This is a genomic window from Psychrosphaera aquimarina, assembly GCF_032461525.1.
In the GTDB taxonomy this organism is placed as follows: domain Bacteria; phylum Pseudomonadota; class Gammaproteobacteria; order Enterobacterales; family Alteromonadaceae; genus Psychrosphaera; species Psychrosphaera aquimarina.
Genome location: NZ_JAWCUA010000007.1, coordinates 49654 through 71722, shown reverse-complemented (window position 1 = coordinate 71722; position 22069 = coordinate 49654). Strand labels below are relative to the sequence as shown.

The window sequence follows — 22069 nt, the reverse complement described above, 5'->3', positions numbered from 1 at the left end:
TGATCATGTGTGGTATCGTTGGTATCGTTGGTAAATCGCCTGTTAATCAAATTATTTATGATGGATTAACTGTTTTACAGCATCGTGGTCAGGATGCCGCGGGAATAGTCACTATAGATGAAGGACGTTTTAGATTACGTAAAGCCAACGGCTTAGTACGTGATGTATTCCAAGAACGTCATATGCAACGCTTACAAGGCAATATGGGGATAGGGCATGTACGTTACCCAACGGCTGGTAGCTCAAGCTCTGCAGAAGCCCAACCTTTTTATGTTAACTCTCCTTTTGGTATTGCACTAGCTCACAACGGCAACCTAACAAACGCAACTGAGTTAAGAGAAAGCTTATTCAAAGACGCTCGTCGCCATATCAATACTACTTCAGACTCAGAATTATTACTTAACGTATTAGCTCACGAGTTGTGTGAATCAAAGTTAATGGAATTGAGTGCTGATGATGTATTTAGCGCGGTAAAACGCGTTCATAAACATATTCGTGGTGCCTATGCTGTTGTTTCTGTGATCATCGGTCATGGTCTATTAGCATTCAGAGACCCTAACGGTATTCGTCCTTTAGTGCTAGGCCAGCGCGAAACTGAGCAAGGCGTTGAATATATGGTGGCATCAGAAAGTGTTGCCTTAGATATCGACGGTTTCAAATTAGTTCGAGATGTCGCACCAGGTGAAGCCATTTATATCACTGAAGCAGGTGAGCTTCATACAAAACAATGTTTTGAAGGTGCTAAATGTGTTCCATGTATTTTCGAATATGTTTACTTTGCACGTCCAGACTCAACTTTAAATGATGTTTCAGTTTATGGTTCTCGTGTTCGTATGGGAGAACAGCTTGGTCTTAAAATCAAACGTGAATGGGCTGATCTGGACATTGATGTGGTTATTCCTGTTCCTGAAACGAGCTGTGATATCGCTTTAGAAATAGCGAACGAATTGCAACTACCATATCGTCAAGGGTTTGTTAAAAACCGCTATGTTGGTCGTACATTCATCATGCCTGGTCAAGCACAGCGTAAAAAATCAGTTCGCCGTAAATTAAATACCATTGAAGTCGAGTTTAAAGGTAAAAATGTTTTATTGGTTGATGATTCTGTTGTTCGCGGTACTACCTCTGAGCAGATCATTGAAATGGCAAGAGATGCCGGCGCTAAAAAAGTGTACTTTGCATCCGCTGCACCAGAGATTAGATTCCCAAATGTATATGGTATTGATATGCCATCGGTTAATGAATTAATAGCTCATGGTCGTGAAGTAAATGAAATTGCTGAAATGATTGGTGCAGATGAATTAATCTTCCAATCATTAGACGATTTAATTACCGCAGTAAAAGGTGATAATGAGTCGTTAACTCATTTTGAAACGTCTGTATTTGATGGTAATTATATTACTAACGATATAGATCAAGCTTATTTAGAAAGCTTAGAGTCCGCGCGTAAAGATAATGCGAAAAAATCTAAATCGTTACCATTAGAAATGGGATTAGAGTTACATAACGACGAGTAACCTAATAGTAAGATTACGAAATCTATAAGGCTGTTTAATAACAGCCTTTTTTGTGCCGGACACTAACTGTCCTGGCATTAACTTTAGAGTTAAATAAATTTAGGACATAAAAAAGCCAGTTAAATAAACTGGCTTTGATCATGGATATTCAGTTTACATTAGCTGTGGAATTTTTCACAAGCCTCTAAAGTATTTTCAACCAGTGATGCTACGGTCATTGGGCCAACTCCACCTGGTACCGGTGTGATCCAACGAGCATTTTCTTTAGCTACGTCAAATTGAACATCGCCAACCAATTTACCGTTATCTAATCGGTTGATACCTACATCAATAACAATCGCATTCTCTTTAATCCAATTGCCTGGGATAAATTCTGGTTTACCAACGGCAACGACAAGAATGTCTGCACGTTTCACTTGTTGCTCTAAGTCTTTAGTGAACTTATGGCATACCGTTGTAGTACAACCGGCCAATAACAATTCTAATGACATAGGTCGACCAACTATATTTGAAGCACCTACAACAACAGCGTGCATGCCTTTTAAATTTAATTGAGTGTAATCCAATAAGGTCATGATACCTTTAGGCGTGCAAGGGCGTAATGCAGGCATCCTTTGCGCAAGTCTGCCAATATTATATGGGTGGAAACCATCTACGTCTTTATGCGGGTGAATACGCTCTAGAATGGTTTCAGCATTTAATCCGTGAGGTAACGGCAACTGTACCAATATACCGTCTATTTCATTATCGTTATTTAACTCATCTATAAGTGTAATTAACTCTTGTTCAGATGTAGTGTCTGGCAAATCATAAGAGCGTGATACAAAACCGACTTCATCGCAGGCTTTTTTCTTATTTCCTACATATACCTGAGAGGCAGGATCTTGTCCTACTAATACAACAGCGAGACCAGGGGCTCGTCTGCCTGCTTGTACGCGTGCATTAACACCTGTTCGTACTTTATCTCTCACTGTTTGTGCGATGGCTTTACCATCAATTAATTTTGCCGTCATAAATAACTCATAATAGATAACCGGGAGTAGGGTAATTGTATCTTTTTTAATTAATATACGCATGGCCTTTTTATAGCCAAGCAAATAAAATCTAACGTTAATATCTGAATTATCTAATTTATGATTAACAAAAATACAAACTCTGTTTGTTTTATATTCTTTTGCTGTAAAAAGCAGCAGTTGAATAAAATCTTTAAAAAAAGGTTTGACTGCAAATGGGGATATCCGTAATATGCCGCCCTGTCGCGAGGCAGTAAGTTCTCAAAGATTCAAAGTCGGTGTTTAGCGCAGCTTGGTAGCGCACTTCGTTTGGGTCGAAGGGGTCGCAGGTTCGAATCCTGCAACACCGACCATTTTGATAACTTTGATATATGCCCGTAGGTTATGCGCCCGTAGCTCAGCTGGATAGAGCAACGCCCTTCTAAGGCGTCGGTCGTAGGTTCGAATCCTACCGGGTGCGCCATACCTCGTGTAACAGTTTTATAGTGGTGATTGTAGCTCAGTTGGTAGAGCCCCGGATTGTGATTCCGGTTGTCGTGGGTTCAAGTCCCATCAGTCACCCCACTCTTTTCTGCGGAAGTGGCGGAATTGGTAGACGCGCTGGATTTAGGTTCCAGTATCGCAAGGTGTGAGAGTTCAAGTCTCTCCTTCCGCACCATTTTTTTTAAGTATAGTCGGTGTTTAGCGCAGCTTGGTAGCGCACTTCGTTTGGGTCGAAGGGGTCGCAGGTTCGAATCCTGCAACACCGACCATCTTAAAAAATTCAGAAATACTCCCCATTTATCATTCATTTCTTATAAATATCCTTATATTTCGTTTGTTTGCCTATTAATTGAACCAAAATTAGTGGTTTAACATGGACGATTTAAAAAGACATGGCTATAATGCGCCGTTATTTTAAGAACATGAATTGAGCCGTTAAAAATAAATAAATACCATAGGTATCTTTTAAGACAGGCCATTAGTTAATTAATTGAGGTATAAAATGCAGGTTTCTTTAGAAACGACTCAAGGTTTAGAACGTCGTATTACAATTACAGTTCCTTCAGACAAAATTGAAGAGTCAGTAAAAAAACGTTTACGTGAAGTAAGTAAAACAACTCGAATCGATGGCTTCCGTAAAGGTAAAGTTCCAGCATCTGTGATCGAAAAACGTTTTGGTCAGTCAGTATTTTCTGAAGTTGCTCAAGAAGAGATGCAACAGAATTATATTCAGGCAATTATTCAAGAAAAAGTAAACCCAGCGGGCGCGCCTTTCTTTGAACCTAAAACAATTGCTCGTGGTCAAGATTTAGTATTCACAGCTACGTTTGAAACATTCCCAGAAGTTTCTGTTAATAATATCGAAGATATTAAAGTAGAACGCCCAGTTGCTGAAGTAACAGATAAAGATTTAGAAAACATGATGGAAACGCTGCGTAAGCAACAAGCCACTTGGACTGAAAAGAAAGTTCAAGCTAAAGAAGGTCATCGTGTAAACATTGATTTTGTTGGTAAAATCGATGGCGAATTATTTGAAGGCGGAAAAGCTGAAGGTTTCGATTTAGAACTTGGTGCAGGTCGTATGATCCCTGGTTTTGAAGACGGTCTTATTGGTAAAAAAGCAGCGAAGAAATCATTCACTATCAATGTTTCTTTCCCAGCTGATTACCATTCAGAAGCGTTAAAAGGCAAAGAAGCTGAATTTGAAATCACTATCAATAAAGTTGAAGTTCAAGAGCTACCTGAATTAAACGACGAATTCGTCGTTAAATTTGGAATTTCAGAAGGCGGTGTTGATGCACTTAAAACTGAAGTTAAAAACAATATGACTCGTGAACTTGGTCAGCAATTAAAAGCTAAAGTTAAAGAGCAAGTGATTAAAGGTTTATTAGAAGCGAACGAGCTAGAAGTTCCTAAAGCGCTAGTAGATCAAGAAGTTACTAACCTTCGTCAACAAGCTATGCAACGTTTTGGCGGTCAAGTTGACGCAGCTAACATGCCAGAGCTTCCAGCTGAATTGTTTGAACAACAAGCTAAAGATCGTGTTCGCACTGGATTGTTATTAGGCGAATTTATTCGTACTAATGAAATTAAAGCTGACGATGCGAAAGTTAAAGAAATTATTGAAACTCAAGCTTCTGCATACGAAGATCCAGCAGAAGTTATTGAACATTATTACAATAATGAGCAATTACTTGAGAATATCCGTAACTTAGCAACTGAAGATCAAGCAATTGAATTGATCCTTGAAAAAGCGAAAGTAACAGATAAAACATTAAGCTTTGATGAATTAATGAACCCTCAAGCTGCTTAATGCAAAATCCCAATTGACTTAGGGGTTGAAGACAGGTTTTAATGGCTCGATATATATTATCGAGCCATTTTTGTTTTTAAGGAAAATAATATGATTAACCACACAAATAATGTGGCGGGTGGAATAAACACTGACTTATTAAATGCGCTAGTACCTATGGTTGTTGAGCAAACAGCAAAAGGTGAGCGTTCTTACGATATTTTTTCACGTCTTTTAAAAGAACGAGTGATCTTTTTAACTGGTCAAGTTGAAGATCACATGGCTAATTTGATTTGTGCTCAATTATTATTCTTAGAATCAGAAAACCCTGAAAAAGATATTTCTATTTATATTAATTCACCAGGTGGTTCAGTCACTGCGGGTATGTCGATTTACGACACTATGAATTTTATAAAACCAGACATAGCAACGGTTTGTATGGGACAAGCGGCTAGCATGGGTGCATTTTTATTATCAGGTGGCACTAAAGGTAAGCGTTCATGTTTACCAAATTCACGCGTGATGATCCATCAACCGTTAGGCGGATTTCAAGGGCAAGCATCTGATTTTGAAATACATGCCAAAGAAATTCTATCTATTAAAGAAAAATTAAATCGATTAATGGCAGAACATACGGGCCAACCATATGAGAAATTATGTGTTGATACAGACCGTGATAACTTCTTAACTGCAGAAATGGCCGTTGAGTATGGTTTAGTAGATTCTATTTTAACCAATAGATAAGCTAAATAAGTTAAGCTTTTAACCGATACAATATTATATTGATTAAGCTGCCTCTAATGTAGGCAGTCATTTAGCAAAGTGAGGTGACGTTATGTCAGAACCGACAGATAACGACAATAAATTACTGTATTGTTCATTTTGCGGTAAGAGTCAGCATGAAGTTAGAAAACTAATTGCTGGACCTTCTGTTTATGTGTGTGATGAATGTGTAGATCTATGCAACGATATTATTCGTGAAGAGATAAAAGAAATTTCTCCAAAGCGTGATTCGTCTTCTCTACCCACACCAATGGATATTCGTGATCATCTAGATGATTACGTGATTGGCCAAAAGCATGCCAAAAAGGTACTTTCAGTAGCCGTTTATAACCACTATAAACGTCTAAAGAATATGAATGCTGATATGGAAGTTGAGTTAGGTAAAAGTAATATTTTGCTTATAGGGCCTACTGGTAGTGGTAAAACATTATTGGCAGAAACGTTAGCTCGTCTTTTAGATGTTCCATTCACTATGGCAGATGCAACAACATTAACTGAAGCCGGTTATGTTGGTGAAGATGTAGAAAATATTATTCAAAAACTACTGCAAAAGTGTGACTACGATGTAGAAAAAGCACAACGTGGTATCGTTTATATCGATGAGATAGATAAGATTTCGCGTAAAGCGGATAATCCATCTATAACACGTGATGTTTCTGGTGAAGGTGTTCAACAAGCGCTACTAAAATTAATTGAAGGTACGGTTGCATCAATACCACCTCAAGGAGGACGTAAACATCCACAGCAAGAGTTTTTACAAGTCGATACTTCTAAAATCTTGTTTATCTGTGGTGGTGCGTTTGCTGGTCTTGATAAAGTTGTCGCCGCACGTTCAGAAACTGGAACTGCTATAGGATTTGGCGCTGAAGTTAAATCTCCGAGTGATGAAAAGACATTATCTCAACATTTCCAAGATGTTGAACCTGAAGATTTAGTTAAGTATGGTTTAATTCCAGAATTTATTGGCCGTCTACCTGTAGTTGCAACGTTAACGGAATTAGATTTAGATGCATTAATTCAAATCTTAAGCGAACCTAAAAATGCACTAACAAAACAATACGCTGCCTTATTTGAATTAGAAGGCGTAGAGTTAGAGTTTAGAGAAGATGCATTGGCTGCCATTGCCAAAAAAGCAATGAACAGAAAAACGGGTGCTCGTGGACTTCGATCAATTATTGAAGCTGTCTTGTTAGATACTATGTTTGAATTACCATCGTTAGAAAATGTTTCTAAAGTGGTAATCGATGGTTCTGCCATTGACGGTGAGTCTGACCCAATATTAATTTATGATAATGTGCAGTCAAAAGCCGCACAAGAATAGATATAAATCGATTAAAAAGGAGTCAATTGACTCCTTTTTTATTTTGAGCAATTGAACTTTGCAATACTCTCCCCATATACTAAAAATCAGCGATTAAAAAACCTAGAGAAATTAACGATATGACGCAAGACGCAGCAACTTCAAATATCCCCGTTTTAGCCTTAAGGGACGTTGTGGTATATCCGCACATGGTAATTCCGCTTTTTGTTGGCCGAGAAAAATCAATTGCATGTTTAGAACAAGCGATGGAAAAAGACAAAAAAATATTTTTAGTCGCCCAACAGGACCCGACTAATGATGATCCTAAAGTAGAGGACATGTATGACGTCGGCACTATTGCGACTATTTTACAATTATTGAAGTTACCTGATGGTACTGTAAAAGTACTAGTGGAAGGGATTGAACGAGCTAAAATTGTAGAGTTCACTGAAATTGAAAAGTACTTCGAAGCGAATATCGAGATCATTACACCGGTTGTAGGTGATGAGAAAGAACAAGAAGTTCTTATACGTTCTGCGATAAGCCAATTCGAAGGTTACATCAAATTAAATAAAAAAATCCCACCTGAGGTATTAACTTCAGTATCTGGTATTGATGACGCTGATAGATTGGCAGATACCATGGCATCACATATGCCATTGAAAGTTGAAGAAAAACAAAAAGCGTTAGAAATCGAAGATGTTCGTGAACGTGTTGAGTACTTAATGGCGTTGATGGAAGGTGAAATTGATTTACTGCAAGTAGAGAAAAAGATCCGCAGTCGCGTTAAAAAACAAATGGAAAAAAGCCAACGCGAATATTATTTGAATGAGCAAATGAAAGCCATTCAAAAAGAATTAGGCGAAACCGAAGATGGTGTGGACGAATTTGAAGCGTTAGAGCAGAAAATTGAAGAAGCGGCTATGCCAGAAGAAGCGGAAGCAAAAACCAAAGCTGAGCTTAAAAAATTAAAAATGATGTCGACCATGTCGGCAGAAGCAACCGTTGTTCGTAGTTATATTGAATGGATGACAAATGTTCCTTGGAAAAAACGTTCAAAAGTTAAAAAAGACTTAAACAAAGCACAAGATATTTTAGATGCCGACCACTTTGGATTAGACAAAGTAAAAGAACGTATTACAGAGTACTTAGCGGTACAACAACGTACCAGTAAATTAAAAGGGCCTATTCTTTGTTTAGTTGGACCTCCAGGTGTTGGTAAAACATCACTAGGTCAATCAATTGCAAAAGCAACAGGACGTAAATACGTTCGTATGGCTTTAGGTGGTGTAAGAGATGAAGCCGAAATTCGGGGTCATCGTCGTACCTATATTGGTTCTATGCCTGGCAAAATCATTCAAAAAATGTCAAAGGTAGGCGTTAAAAACCCACTGTTCTTGTTAGATGAAATTGACAAGATGAGTTCAGACATGCGCGGTGATCCGTCATCAGCTTTGTTAGAAGTGTTAGACCCAGAACAAAATATGGCGTTTAACGACCACTACTTAGAAGTCGATTACGATTTATCTGACATCATGTTTGTGGCAACTTCCAACAGCATGGATATTCCTGGGCCTTTATTAGACCGTATGGAAGTAATTCGTCTTGCGGGTTATACCGAAGATGAAAAATTAAACATTGCTAAACACCACTTACTTGAAAAACAAAAACAACGTAATGGCTTAAAAGCGAACGAAATCGTCATCGATGATAGTGCGATTATAGATATAGTTCGTTATTACACACGTGAAGCGGGTGTTCGTAGTTTAGAACGTGAAATTTCGAAAATATGCCGAAAAGTCGTGACTGAGATTTTAACCAAAAAAGACGTTAAATCTGTTGAAGTGACTGGCAAAAACTTATCCGATTATCTAGGTGTACGCCGTTGTGACTATGGTAAAGCGGATGAAGACGATAGAGTCGGTCAAGTAACTGGTTTAGCTTGGACACAAGTCGGTGGTGATTTATTAACTATTGAGTGTGCAACCGTACCAGGAAAAGGTAAGTTAGTTTATACCGGTTCATTGGGCGACGTAATGAAAGAGTCGATTCAGGCAGCGATGACGGTTGTTAAGAGCCGTGCTGAAGGGTTACGTATTAACTCAGACTTCCATGAAAAGCGTGATATTCATATCCATGTTCCAGAAGGGGCTACACCTAAAGATGGACCAAGTGCAGGTATTGCTATGGTGACGTCTTTAGTTTCTAGTTTAACGGGTAATCCTGTTAAGGCAGACGTGGCAATGACAGGTGAAATTACGTTACGTGGTGAAGTGTTGGCCATTGGCGGATTAAAAGAGAAGTTACTCGCTGCTCATCGTGGTGGCATTAAAACCGTTTTAATCCCTCATGAGAATGAACGAGACCTGGAAGAGATCCCAGAGAACGTGAAAAAAGACTTAAAAATTATTCCAGTAAAATGGATTGACGATGTGCTAGAAGTCGCTTTAAGTCAGCCTTTGGAGCGAATTTCGACTGAAAATTGCGCATAAAATGAAAAAAAACAGTTTTTTTGAAAAAAAGGCTTTTCAAAAATATGAACTGTGCTAGTTTATTGGGGCGAGGAGGGTTAGGTACGCCTTACCCCCTGTAATCTAAAGGAGTCTGAAGTAGTTTTGCTGACGGCAACTTATCCAATTAAATATTTTAGTTGGTTAAATTTTTAAACTAAAAATTATAAAAACAAATAGGGGATGACATTGTGAACAAGTCTCAATTAATCGAAAAAATCGCTGAAGGCGCAGACATTTCTAAAGCTTCTGCTGGTCGCGCTCTAGACTCTTTCATTGAATCAGTAACTGGTGCTCTTAAAGATGGTGATTCTGTAGCTTTAGTTGGTTTTGGTACGTTTGCTGTACGTGAGCGCGCAGCTCGCACAGGCCGTAACCCACAAACTGGTGCTTCAATCGAGATTGCTGCTGCAAATGTTCCATCATTTAAAGCTGGTAAAGCTTTAAAAGACGCATGTAACAAGTAATATATTTATTTAAGGAGCGGTAGTTCAGTTGGTTAGAATACCGGCCTGTCACGCCGGGGGTCGCGAGTTCGAGTCTCGTCCGTTCCGCCAATAAATTGTTTAAATTTCTTAAAGCGCATCTAATAGATGCGCTTTTTTTATAAATTGTTGTACAATATCGCCCAATTTTAGAACTCAAATTCAGCAAAGAGAAGTAATAATGCTAGAAAGAATCAGAGAAGGTTCTCAAGGAATCGTTGCAAAATCCATTTTAGGTTTAGTTATATTAACGTTTGCCGTAAGTGGTATAGGTAGCTATATCAACAGCCAAGCAGATACAACACTGGCCGTTGTTAATGATGTAGAAATAGGACAAGCTGCTTTTGAACAGTCTTATCAAAACGAGCGCGCTAGAATGAAGTCTCAGTTTGGTGACATGGTTGAACAGTTAATGTTAGACGATAACTATGTTGCTAACTTTAGAAGAAGCATTTTAGATCGTTTAGTAGTTGAAGAATTACAACGACAAGAAGCCGATAATCTAGGCGTACGTGTTGGCGACGATCAAATTCGTAACGCTATCCGTGAAATGCCAGAATTCCAACAAGCGGGCCAATTTAATAACGACCGTTATATTGCTTTGTTACGCCAAGCAGGTTTCCAACCAAATGAATTCAGAGAGTACATTCGCGAACAAATGAGCCGAACGCAATATGTCGGTGCGGTATCAGGTTCTGAATTTATCCTACCAAGTGAAGAAAAAGCATACCAAACCTTAGCGGATCAAATCCGTAGCTTTGACATGGTGACTATTTCTGCTGCAGGTTTAAAACCAAGTATTAAACCTGAACAAGCTGAACTTGACTCTTTTTATAACGCCAATAAATATAGATTCCAAACGCAACCTAAAGTGGCTGTTGAGTACTTAGTTATTGATGTTGCAGAGCTAACTGCTGATATTGATGTTTCTGACCAAGAAATTGAAACGTATTATAACGAAAGTATTGCTATGTATACGCAAGAAGAACAACGTCGTTTATCACATATTTTAATTGAAACCGGTGACGATGCGACAGCGGCTAAAGCTAAGTTAGTTGAAGTTCAGACGGAACTTAATGCAGGTAAAGACTTTGCTGAATTAGCAAAACAATATTCTGCAGATACTTTCAGCGCTGAAAATGGCGGTGATCTTGAATGGGTTGGTACAGGTGTAATGGATGCGGCTTTTGACGAAGCAGTATTAACACTTAACAAGGTTGGCGATGTGACTGACATCGTTGAAACTGATTTTGGTTTTCATTTAATTAAATTAACAGACTTTAAAGCAGCTATTGTACAACCATTAGCAGAAGTTAAAGCTGATATTTTAGCGTCTTTAAAACAAAACAAAATCACTGAAATTTATTTAGATGTGCAAACTAAAGCGGTTGAAACTTCGTTTGAAATTGCAGATTCATTAGTAGATGCAGCTGAAGTATCAGGTGTTAAATTACAAACAACAGGTTTATTACCTCGTGGTCAATTACCAGCCGTTTTAAATGATCAAAAAGTAACGAGTAAGTTATTTGATGAAGACTTTATCAACGAAGGATTAAATAGCGAATTAATTGAATTATCTGACGAAAAATCAGTGATCGTTCGTGTTAACGAATACGAAGCGGCTAAACAGCAATCGTTAGATGACGTTATCAATGAAGTAACGGCTGCAGTTGTTGCACAAAAAGCTAAGGACTTAGCGGACACTAAAGCGCAAGATATTTTAACTAAATTAAATGCTGGCGAAGCTTTGTCTAGTTTAGGATTGAATGTTGAACGTCAAGATGATATTGGCCGTTATGAAACTTCAGTTGATGTTACTGTAAGAGACGCAGTATTTGCATTAGCAAAACCGTCTGAAGGCACTAAAGAGTTAACGAGTGTTACATTGAACAATGGCGACGCCGTTGTTATCTCTTTAGATTCAGTGGCATTAAAATCAACAGACGATGCAGTTGAAAATACAACTAAACAACAAGTTGAATCATTAGTTAGTCGTATAACTTCTAAAGCGTATATCGATGCTTTAAAAGCCAACGCCGATATACAAATTAATATGTAATAGTACATATGTATTGAAAAGGCTCTTAGGAGCCTTTTTTTGTGCCTGTAAATTCTCCCATTAATTTTTCTACCAAATCCTTTTACTAAACTAATCTGCGAGTCATCAGAAAATCAGCTTACCTTGCCAATGTTTCGATTTCGAAATATAGACATAAATTTCATGTTCCATTAATGGGATGTTTAACATGCTAATTTGCAATGAATTTACGTAAATGTCTGTTTTAAAACAATAATATTTATTGGCATCACATCTGCAAATTACTAATTACAGTGGTAGTTGTTAGGGTTCAAGTTAGATGGATATCGTTCGCAAGAAAACAAAAAATAATAAAAAAAAGTTTAGCTTAATCGCGGTAGTGTTATTGGCGGGAATAGGGTTGTTTTGGCAATTAGCCAATTCAAATCCAAGTAGTTTTATCGCGGATAAAGACTCATTGTTATTAGACACAGTACAGCGTGGTACTTTTGAAGTGTCAGTGCGCGGTATAGGCGTGTTAGTACCAAAAGACATACGTTGGGTAGCAACTAATGTACACGGTCGTGTAGAAGCGATACACGCTAAATCAGGAGCCCAAGTCAAAGCTGGTGATGTATTGATGGAGCTAAGTAATCCTGAGTTAGTGCAACAATTAGAAGAACGGCAGTGGGAGCTTGAGGAGATGCAAGCGCAGCTACATGCCGATCAAGTCTCATTAGAGTCACAAGTATTAGATCAAGAAACATTAGTAATCAATAGCAGGCTTAACTATGAACGTGCTTTGTTGACATTAAATGCGCAAAAAAGCTTATTGGCTCAAGGGTTTGTTGCGGTTTCTGTGGTTGAGCATGAAGAAATTAAGATTGATGTGGAACAGTTTAATGAACGTTGGATGTTAGAACAGAAACGTCTGATAAAACGCCAAGAAAATGTAGCGGCACAAAAGAAGGCATTTTTAGCCAGATTAACGCGTATGCAGCGAATTGTCGCTCGTATGCAATCTCAAGTAGATGGACTTGTTGTTCGTGCCAGTATCGACAGCATAGTACAAGAAATGCCATTGGAACTCGGTCAACAAGTTAATGCGGGGAGTAATTTAGCTCGATTAGCGAAAAGCGGAGAATTCTTAGCAGAACTTCGTGTACCAGAACAACAAGTAAGTAATGTTAGCTTAGGTCAGCATGTGGTAATTGACACTAAAGCGAATAAAGTTGATGGCATCGTTAAACGTATAGAACCTTCAGTAAATAATGGCTCGGTACAAGTTGATGTTGAGCTTATTGGTGAGATCCCAAAAGAAGCAAGGCCAGAACTTTCGGTCGACGGCATCATTGAAATAGCTAAGTTATCAGATGTGTTATTTGTAAAACGACCTATGTTTGCCAAACAATCTTCTCACTCTACCGTATTTTCGTTCGATGAAATAACCAGTATTGCCAATTTAACCGACGTTGAATTCGGCCAAGTATCTAACACTCATATAGAAATAAAAAATGGTTTATCAGCAGGGGATCTCATTGTCGTTTCAGACATCTCCTCGTGGGATGATCATCAACAAGTAAAATTAAATTAAGGGAACACTATGACTACAAATAATAAGAGCACATTAGTTAAACTCAATAATCTACAAAAAATATTTTACACCGATGACGTTGAAACGTATGCACTAAACGAAATCAACTTAGTGGTAAATAAAGGTGAATATATCTCAATTTCAGGCCCGTCAGGCTGTGGTAAATCAACCTTGTTATCTCTATTAGGCCTGCTTGATAACGCAACCGGTGGCGAGTATCACTTAGCCGGACACGATGTTTCAAACTTAGATCGTGATGAACGAGCCGCCATTAGAAACGAAAAAATAGGCTTTATATTTCAGGCTTTTAATTTGATCAGTGACCTAACCGTGTCAGAAAATGTTGAATTGCCATTAACTTATCGTAAAGACATTAATAAAGAGCAACGTAAACAGATGGTATTAGATGCGTTGACCAAAGTGGATATGTCCCATAGAGCCAATCATTTTCCTTCACAACTTTCAGGTGGTCAACAACAGCGAGTTGCTGTAGCAAGAGCGATTGCAGGTAACCCATCTATTATTCTAGCGGATGAGCCAACCGGTAATTTAGATTCCAAAAATGCACAAGCGGTAATGAACCTTTTAGATCAATTGCATCAAGAGGGGTCAACCATTTGTATGGTGACACATGACCCTCGTGGCGCGAGTAGAGCACAACGAACTATTGAAGTATTTGACGGAAAAATTGTTGCAGATACTGTTAACGATAACACTGCCGCCATTAGCGTATAAAGGCTAGGGGAATAATTATGTCAATTGCAATTGAGTTAAAATATACCGCAAGAATGCTGCTTAAAAAGCCGATATTTAATGCGCTAACCATATTAATTGTCGCCATTGGATTGGGCTTAACCATCTACGCCTATTCAATTTTAAATAACTTAGTGTTTAAACCAATGACACTTAATGGTGATACTGAAATAGTGGCCATCGAAGCCGGATTTGATTACAACCACCAATTCCGCCAACGTCCTGACCCATTTCATTTACAGTTGTTAGATAAACAGTCTGGCTTATTTGAACAGTTAGGTTTTTATCTTGAAGGAACCACATTTGCCGGTGGCGCTAATTCCAGCAATGCAAAGCTGGCTATAGCTCGTAAATATAACGCCACTTATGTAAGTTGGAATGCTTTTGAATTAGCCGGTGTCCAGCCAATCAAAGGTCGAGGATTTACTCCAGAAGATTTCCATAACGGTGCTGAATCAGTATTTGTACTTAGTTATCAAGCGTGGCAACGCGATTTTGATGGCGATGATAATATTATTGGCCAAATGGTTCCTTTAGATGCTATGCCTTCTCGTATCATAGGGGTTATGCCTGAAGGATTTGCGTTCCCACAATTTGCTCAGATATGGCAACCTTTAAGCAGTTTAGGTGAAGGATACCTATCTCCAATCGAAGCCTCTGGCCGTAGTGTTTATGGAATGGCTCGATTAAAGCCTGGTGTTAGTTTTAGCCAAGTTGAAGATGCGGTGACGACGTTTAATAAAAATATTATTCCAGAGTTAAAGAAAGACTTTATTTGGCGCTTGACCAATGATGTTTATCTCACCGTAATGCCTTATAAACATGCCAGTATTATCCAATATTATAATGTGTTTATTGCGCTGTTTGTTGTTGTGTTCTTAATTTTGCTGTTGGCATGTATCAACGTAAGTAATTTGTTGTTGGCTCGGGTAAACGAACGCTTAAAAGAAGTTGCCATTCGGGTCGCATTAGGTATTCCTCGCAAGCGTCTGATTATGCAAATGTTATGGGAAAGTATATTTATTTGTATTACAGGTGGGGTGTTGGCCATTTTGTTTGCAGCTTATGGCTTAGAGGTCAGTAACGCTGTATTACAACAAAACTTCAGTGTACAGGGGGATAAACCATTTTGGTGGGAACTGTCGTTAGATAACAGTGCTTATTTGTTATTACTTTGTTCGGTTGTATTAATGATCATTATCACCGGTCTGATCCCTGCAATCCGTTCATTATCAGGTGATTTTAATGCAGTAATACGCGACGGTACTCGAGGTTCAATAAGTAAAAAAGCGGCTAATGCAGGTAAGGTTTTGGTGATTTCAGAAATTTTACTGTCATGCGTGGTATTAGTGATAGCAACTATATTGCTCGTCACGGGTTATTCGGCTGGTGTGGCTGACTACGGTGTTGATACAGACAAACGTTTAACGGCTCAAATTCAAATTTCACCAGAAAAATATCCAATCAGACGTAATACCGAGTTTGAATTTCAAGACAGACTAGCGCGCAGTGAAGTCTTATATAAATTAAAGTCTGCTTTAGAAGTTATGCCCAATGTCGATGCGGTTGCTATGATGAGCGAGTTACCAGGACGAGGTGAAGGTACTAGTTACTTCGAAATAGAAGGCCGTCCAGCTGCGGTATATAACGAAAACCCTTACAGTAATAATGAAGGTGTGGTGAAAGACTCTTGGCATGCAATCGGTATGGAAATGATCGCAGGTAGAGATTTTGATCATCGTGATAGAGACCCTGATACTCGCAGTTTTATCATCAATCAATCAATTGCAGAGGACTTTTTTCCTGATGGCGATGCGGTTGGTCATAGGGTGAGAAGAGTGCATAGAAACCGTGATCCTGGTGACTGGTCAACAATTATTGGTGTTGTGTCCGATACGTTTCATGGTTCGACAATGCGTTCATCGAGTGCAGCTTATAATACTTATAGTTTAGTTGATTCCTGGGGGCCTATGCGCATGAGTGTGGCTATCCATTACAATGGTCGTTATGTGGCGGCGCAAGCCTCATTAATGGATGCGGTTAACCGAGTTGACCCAGATATTGGTATTTATCATATTCAAAGTTATGACGATTTAATAAAACAACCTATGTTATTAATGTTATCTGTAAGCAAGATATTTCTATTTTGTGGTGTCATTGCGGCATTCCTAGCGGCGAGCGGTATATATGCCATGGCAGCGAATAGTATTACTCAGCGAACTCAAGAAATTGGAATACGAAGAGCCCTTGGTTCTCCGGACGGTAAGATTATAAATATGTTTATGAATCAAGCGGCTATGCAGCTAATCATTGGACTTACAATCGGCATTGGCTTATCGTTACTGTTAACGAGCATAATGACAGACACCATAGTGATCAGCGAAACGAGCTACTTACTCGGTATGTTTGGTGTGCCAATTTTGATTATATTTATGGTGTTAGTCGCCACCTTTATTCCAGCTAAAAAAGTGATCAAAATGGAACCTAGTGATGCCTTGCATCATGACTAATTAACCTTAGCCCTTATGGCAAACAAACATTTTGGTTTGTTTGCCAAACAAGTGGAAGAACAAATGAATAAACAACCTGCTTCCATTCTAATAGCAGATGATGACAGCAATGTTTTAATGGCATTAAAGTTATTATTAAAAGCAGAGAATTTTGACGTTACTGCCGTTGATAAACCTTTTGACGTATTGCAGTTAATAGAACGTAAAAACTTTTCCTGTGTGATCATTGATTTAAATTATCACCGTGACACGACTTCAGGACATGAGGGGCTTGAGTTGTTAACTGCGATAAAAAAGCGAGATGAACATTTACCTGTGATAGTGATGACGGGTTTCAGTAGTATAGATATCGTGGTTGAAGCCATGAAATTAGGTGCGGTGGATTTTGTTCAAAAACCGTGGAAAAATATTGAATTAATCGGAAAAATCCAAGCTCAAATAACCATTGGGGAATTGGCTCAAAAAGGCAGTCGTTTAGCCCAAGAAAATGCATTGCTAAAAAGTGAAGGTCAGTTAAAACGTCAACACATAGTTGCTGATTCTGCCAATATGAAAGCGCTATTGACACAAATAGAGCTGTTGGCAAAAAGTGATATGAATATACTTTTCACTGGGGAGAATGGGACAGGCAAGAGCATGTTGGCTTCTTATCTACATCATTGTTCGACACGTAATGAGCAGCCATTTTTATCAGTTAATATGGGTGCGATTACCGAAACCTTATTTGAAAGCGAAATGTTTGGACATGTTAAAGGTGCATTTACGGACTCGAAGGAGGCCAGAATAGGGCGGTTTGAACTTGCCGATAATGGCACACTCTTTCTTGATGAAATTGCAAATATTCCTTTGTCGCAACAAGCTAAGTTGCTGCGTGTTTTAGAAGAACGACAGTTTGAAAAAGTGGGAAGTGCAAAAACACAACAATTAAACATACGTATCGTTTCAGCAACCAATGCGGATTTGTCGTTAATGGTTGAACAACACCAATTTCGCCAAGACTTACTCTATCGATTAAATACAGTTGAAATTAACATCCCATCTTTGCGAGAACGTAAACAAGATATTATTCCATTAGCCGAATATTTTAGTGAGCATTTTTGTGAAAAATACCGAATAGAGAATAAAACCTTCTCTGATAAAACGAAGGATGTTCTAGTTAATTATACTTGGCCGGGTAATATTCGAGAGTTAAGTCATATAATTGAGCGTGCGATGTTCTTATCTCAAAATGATCAAATAGAAGTTTCTGACCTAGGTATTTCCGGCGTGGAGGTGATTGATAATTCACCAGAGCCGTTGAGCCTAAACAGTGCGAGTCTTGATGAGATTGAAGCTTACTTTATAAAACAACGGTTAGAGCGTTTTAATCATAACGTGCAAGAAACAATAGAGTCTTTAGGCTTGAGTCGAAGTGCATATTATCGCAGGATTGAAAAATACAAACTTTAAACATAAGCGTAGGTTATGAACAAAAAAAGCGACAAAGCTTCGAAGGGCTAATAGTTAAGTTAGTCGCTATTGCTTGTTTTACCCCAAGCATATTGCTGTTTTACTTTTTGATTAACAGCCCAATCTCAGTGTACTTGAAAATGTTAATCATCATTTTAGTTACTGTGGTTGTATCTTACGTTTGTTTTGTTGTGTATTTAAAAATAAACCATCAATTTCGTACTTCTACCAATTTACTTGAAGCCATAATTGTTGGTGATGGTTCAATGCGCGCCAGCTCGAAAATTACAGATGGCGCATTGGCTGAATTTAACCAAGTACTTAATGGCATAACTCAAGCGTTAAATAATCAGAAACAAGCGGTTAAAGAGCAACAATTATTATTTGCAAAAGTGATAGAGCAAATTGATGTGGCCATTATCGCTACGGACAATCAAGACAAAATAGTCTTGGTTAACCCAAGTGCAGAAAAGCTATTTTCTTGTCGTTTTGACGAGGTGAAATCCGCCTCAATTAGTCGATTAGGTTTACAGCATGTGGGTCAGCAAGATGTTAATAAAGTAGTGGAGTTTGAACTAAAAAAATACCGTAAAAAGGTGTATTTACATACCGATGAGTACTTATTAGGTGGTCAACGGCATAAACTTATTTTTATAACCGATATTCAACGCTTATTGCGAAATGAAGAACGCCAAGCTTGGCAACGATTAGTTAGAGTATTAAGTCACGAGATTAATAACTCATTAACGCCAATAGCTTCTATTAGCGAATCATTACAACTGATTTGTGAACAGGATTTAACCCTGTTAGATAATCAATCTGATTTAAAAGAGGGGCTGTTGGTCATTTCTGAACGAGCACAATCGTTAAACATGTTCATTAATAGCTACCATCAATTATCTACTTTACCTTCACCGGTTAAATCTCTGATTAATATTAATAAATTTATCTATTCAATTATCGCTTTATACCCAGATGTCAGATGGGATATCAAAGGCGACGCTCAACTTGATGTGTTCATAGACTCACAACAAATGCAGCAAGCGTTAGTAAATTTAATCACAAATGCCAAAGAAGCAAGTGAGTTAAACCTTGAATTAGATAGCACAATAGATTTGTCGATTAGCTGGCAAATTCTAAACGATAAGATCATTATTGAACTGATTGATAATGGCAGTGGTATCGCCAACCTTGATAATTTATTCGTGCCTTTTTACAGCACCAAAAGTAACGGTAGTGGGATCGGTTTAGTCTTGAGCAGACAAATAATTATGAATCATGATGGTGATTTACAACTTAAAAATCGTGAAGATGCTTTAGGTGTTAACGCTTCTATTTATCTACCTTTAACACTGTAGAGACTAATGCTAGTGTTGGCATTGAACCCGTTTTAAACCCTCTGAAGTTAATTTAAGCAAAAAAAACAGGCAAGTTAAGTGCCTGTTCTTTTAATCTAACAATTAGGGGGTTAGACGTTAAATCTGAAGTGGATCACATCACCGTCTTTCACTATGTAGTCTTTACCTTCTAAGCGCCATTTACCGGCTTCTTTAGCACCAGACTCACCATTGTTATCAACAAAGTCTTGATAACCTACAATTTCAGCTCTGATGAAACCTTTTTCAAAATCGGTATGGATTTTACCAGCCGCTTGAGGCGCAGTAGAACCTTCTGTATATGTCCAAGCTCTTACTTCTTTAACACCAGCAGTAAAGTAAGTGTTTAATTTTAGTAATTCATAACCAGAACGAATAACTCGGTTCAGACCTGGCTCTTCCCAGCCTAAGTCTTCCATAAATTCAGCTAAATCTTCAGGCTCTAATTCTGATAGTTCAGATTCAATTGCAGCACATACAGCCACAACTACGGCGTTTTCGGTAGATGCAATTTCACGTACTTTGTCTAAGAAAGGATTGTTTTCAAAACCATCTTCCGCCACGTTAGCAACATACATCGTTGGTTTCATGGTTAATAAGTTAAGATAACTGATTGCCGCTTTTTCTTCTTTTGTTAAATCTACAGAGCGAGCCATGCCGCCTTCATCAACAATCGGTTTTAGCTTTTCTAATACTTTAATCTCAAACTTAGCGTCTGAGTCTCCGCCTTTCGCTTTTTTAGTATTACGGAAAATAGCATTGTCGATAGAGTCCATGTCGGCTAATGCAAGTTCAGTATTGATTACGTCAATGTCTTCTTGCGGGTCGACTTTACCAGCAACGTGAACAATGTTTTCGTCGTCAAAACAACGCACAACATGACCAATAGCATCGGTTTCACGAATATTAGCTAAAAATTGATTACCTAAACCTTCACCTTTAGATGCACCTTTAACTAAGCCTGCGATATCAACAAACTCCATCGTTGTAGGTAATACTCGTTGTGGATTCACTATTTGAGCTAGTTTATCTAAACGTAAATCAGGAACTGGAACCACACCTGTATTAGGTTCGATTGTACAGAATGGGAAGTTGGCCGCTTCAATACCAGCTTTTGTTAACGCGTTAAATAATGTTGATTTTCCAACATTTGGTAATCCTACGATCCCACATTTAAAACCCATGATGGTTCCTTAATCTAATACTTAAAATTATGTTTAAATTGGTTATTCGGCACTAAACGTATGAAGTCGGCTTTGAGCCTTTTTCAAATCTTGTTTAAACCATATTTCAATACTTCTGACCGCCTCATCAATAGCGGCATCCATTTTTTCTTGGTCTGTTTGTGGCGCTTTGCCTAAAACCCAACCAGTAACTTGTTCTCTGTGCCCAGGGTGACCAATGCCAATCCTAAGCCGATAAAAATCTTTGTTGTTTGCTAACTTAGCAATAATATCTTTAAGCCCATTATGACCGCCATGACCGCCGCCTTTTTTTATACGGGCAACACCTGGAGATAAATCTAATTCATCATGTACAACCAAAATTTGTTCTGGTTTTATTTTGTAAAAATTAGCGAGTGCAGAAACAGATTTACCACTTAAATTCATAAAGGTGGTTGGGATCAGTAATTTTACTTCTTGTTCTGCAATAAATGTTTTGGCGGAATAACCAAAATATTTGGGGTCGTTTTTCAGGGTGATATTATTACTTCGGCAAAGTTCTTCAATGAACCATGCACCAGCATTATGGCGGGTGTTTTTATATTCGGGGCCTGGATTTGCCAGGCCCACGATTAGTTGAATGTCATTACTCACGAATAAGACGTAAGTTAATCAACTAATTATTCAGCGTCAGCTTCGTCAGAAGCTTCTTCTTCAGCTGCAGCGCCTTTAGGAGCGTGCAATGTAACTACTGCTAAATCGTGAGATTCACCTTTAGCTAGTTCTACAGATGTAACACCTTTAGGAAGTGTTATATCGCTGATGTGTAACGTTTGACCAAGTTCTAAACCAGAAATGTCTAATTCGATAAACTCTGGTAAGTCTTTAGGAAGACAAGTTACTTCTAACTCATTGATTGTGTGTGCAACCGTACCACCAGTTTTAAGGGCAGTTTCTTCACCAATGAAGTGAACAGGTACATTAGTGTGCAATTCTTGTTTTGCATCAACACGTTGGAAATCAAGGTGTAAGATAGTTGGTTTGAACGGATGACGTTGAACATCTTTTAAGATAACGTCTTCTTTCTTGCCATCAATAACTAATGTTAAGATATGAGAGTAAAAACCTTCATTATCTTGTGCTTGCCAAACTTTATTGTGAGCAAGAGCAATGTTTTGAGTTTCTTTTTCAAGACCGTATACGATTGCAGGAACTTGGTTAGCATGACGAAGGCGGCGGCTCGCACCCGTACCTTTGTCAGAACGAACTGTAGCTTCTAAAGTGTAAATAGCTTCAGACATTTGGAATTCTCCAGAATTAATAA

16 protein-coding genes and 6 tRNA genes are annotated in these 22069 nt (G+C 38.3%); 18 read left to right on the top strand and 4 right to left on the bottom strand.

Going from position 1 to position 22069, the window contains the following annotated elements; translation table 11 throughout:
* The first annotated feature begins 5 nt into the window (after window positions 1-5).
* Complete coding sequence (gene purF, locus RT723_RS06965; RefSeq protein WP_216054428.1) at window positions 6-1517, top strand: amidophosphoribosyltransferase; 1512 nt, start codon at window positions 6-8, stop codon at window positions 1515-1517.
* Between the two features lie 158 nt (window positions 1518-1675).
* Here purF and folD read toward each other — a convergent pair whose 3' ends face one another.
* Window positions 1676-2530: a bifunctional methylenetetrahydrofolate dehydrogenase/methenyltetrahydrofolate cyclohydrolase FolD gene (gene folD / locus RT723_RS06960; protein WP_216054427.1), complete on the bottom strand. Its 855-nt coding sequence runs from the start codon at window positions 2528-2530 to the stop codon at window positions 1676-1678.
* Window positions 2531-2806: 276 nt separating this feature from the next.
* Between folD and RT723_RS06955 the strand changes: the two genes are divergently transcribed.
* The 17 genes from RT723_RS06955 (at window position 2807) to RT723_RS06875 (ending at window position 19564) form a co-directional block, all read left to right on the top strand.
* Window positions 2807-2883, top strand: a tRNA-Pro gene (locus tag RT723_RS06955).
* A gap of 33 nt (window positions 2884-2916) precedes the next feature.
* A tRNA-Arg gene (locus RT723_RS06950) sits at window positions 2917-2993 on the top strand.
* Between the two features lie 25 nt (window positions 2994-3018).
* A tRNA-His gene (locus RT723_RS06945) sits at window positions 3019-3094 on the top strand.
* 9 nt (window positions 3095-3103) lie between these two features.
* A tRNA-Leu gene (locus RT723_RS06940) sits at window positions 3104-3188 on the top strand.
* Window positions 3189-3205: 17 nt separating this feature from the next.
* Window positions 3206-3282: transfer RNA gene (locus RT723_RS06935), tRNA-Pro, on the top strand.
* A 233-nt stretch (window positions 3283-3515) separates the two neighbouring features.
* Window positions 3516-4826, top strand: coding sequence for a trigger factor (gene tig / locus RT723_RS06930; protein WP_315946442.1), 1311 nt, complete (start codon window positions 3516-3518; stop codon window positions 4824-4826).
* Window positions 4827-4916: 90 nt separating this feature from the next.
* Window positions 4917-5549, top strand: coding sequence for an ATP-dependent Clp endopeptidase proteolytic subunit ClpP (clpP, locus tag RT723_RS06925; RefSeq protein WP_315946441.1), 633 nt, complete (start codon window positions 4917-4919; stop codon window positions 5547-5549).
* Window positions 5550-5640: 91 nt separating this feature from the next.
* Entirely contained in the window at window positions 5641-6909 is a 1269-nt protein-coding gene (gene clpX / locus RT723_RS06920) for an ATP-dependent protease ATP-binding subunit ClpX (protein ID WP_216054424.1), read from the top strand.
* A 119-nt stretch (window positions 6910-7028) separates the two neighbouring features.
* Window positions 7029-9380 carry an endopeptidase La gene (gene lon, locus RT723_RS06915; RefSeq protein WP_315946440.1) on the top strand — a complete coding sequence of 784 codons (2352 nt, stop codon included), beginning with the start codon at window positions 7029-7031 and terminating at the stop codon, window positions 9378-9380.
* Between the two features lie 209 nt (window positions 9381-9589).
* A complete protein-coding gene (hupB, locus tag RT723_RS06910; protein ID WP_216054422.1) occupies window positions 9590-9865 on the top strand; it encodes a nucleoid-associated protein HU-beta in 276 nt (91 codons plus the stop codon).
* Window positions 9866-9878: 13 nt separating this feature from the next.
* Window positions 9879-9955, top strand: a tRNA-Asp gene (locus RT723_RS06905).
* Window positions 9956-10064: 109 nt separating this feature from the next.
* On the top strand, window positions 10065-11942 hold the full coding sequence (locus RT723_RS06900) for a SurA N-terminal domain-containing protein (protein ID WP_315946439.1): 1878 nt from the start codon (window positions 10065-10067) through the stop codon (window positions 11940-11942).
* A 298-nt stretch (window positions 11943-12240) separates the two neighbouring features.
* Window positions 12241-13494, top strand: a complete 1254-nt coding sequence (locus tag RT723_RS06895) for an efflux RND transporter periplasmic adaptor subunit (protein WP_315946438.1) — start codon at window positions 12241-12243, stop codon at window positions 13492-13494.
* Window positions 13495-13503: 9 nt separating this feature from the next.
* Window positions 13504-14229, top strand: a complete 726-nt coding sequence (locus tag RT723_RS06890) for an ABC transporter ATP-binding protein (protein WP_315946437.1) — start codon at window positions 13504-13506, stop codon at window positions 14227-14229.
* Between the two features lie 17 nt (window positions 14230-14246).
* A complete protein-coding gene (locus RT723_RS06885; protein ID WP_315946436.1) occupies window positions 14247-16757 on the top strand; it encodes an ABC transporter permease in 2511 nt (836 codons plus the stop codon).
* 15 nt (window positions 16758-16772) lie between these two features.
* Window positions 16773-18206 carry a sigma-54-dependent transcriptional regulator gene (locus RT723_RS06880; RefSeq protein WP_315946435.1) on the top strand — a complete coding sequence of 478 codons (1434 nt, stop codon included), beginning with the start codon at window positions 16773-16775 and terminating at the stop codon, window positions 18204-18206.
* Between the two features lie 140 nt (window positions 18207-18346).
* A complete protein-coding gene (locus RT723_RS06875) occupies window positions 18347-19564 on the top strand; it encodes a sensor histidine kinase (protein ID WP_315946434.1) in 1218 nt (405 codons plus the stop codon).
* Window positions 19565-19674: 110 nt separating this feature from the next.
* Here RT723_RS06875 and ychF read toward each other — a convergent pair whose 3' ends face one another.
* From ychF to RT723_RS06860, 3 genes are read right to left on the bottom strand one after another with little or no spacing between them, the layout of a single operon-like run.
* The gene (gene ychF / locus RT723_RS06870) at window positions 19675-20766 is read right to left on the bottom strand and encodes a redox-regulated ATPase YchF (RefSeq protein WP_216054416.1); all 1092 of its coding nucleotides are present in this window, start codon (window positions 20764-20766) and stop codon (window positions 19675-19677) included.
* Window positions 20767-20808: 42 nt separating this feature from the next.
* A complete protein-coding gene (gene pth / locus RT723_RS06865) occupies window positions 20809-21399 on the bottom strand; it encodes an aminoacyl-tRNA hydrolase (RefSeq protein ID WP_216054415.1) in 591 nt (196 codons plus the stop codon).
* A gap of 26 nt (window positions 21400-21425) precedes the next feature.
* A complete protein-coding gene (locus tag RT723_RS06860) occupies window positions 21426-22046 on the bottom strand; it encodes a 50S ribosomal protein L25/general stress protein Ctc (protein WP_216054414.1) in 621 nt (206 codons plus the stop codon).
* Window positions 22047-22069: the final 23 nt, after the last annotated feature.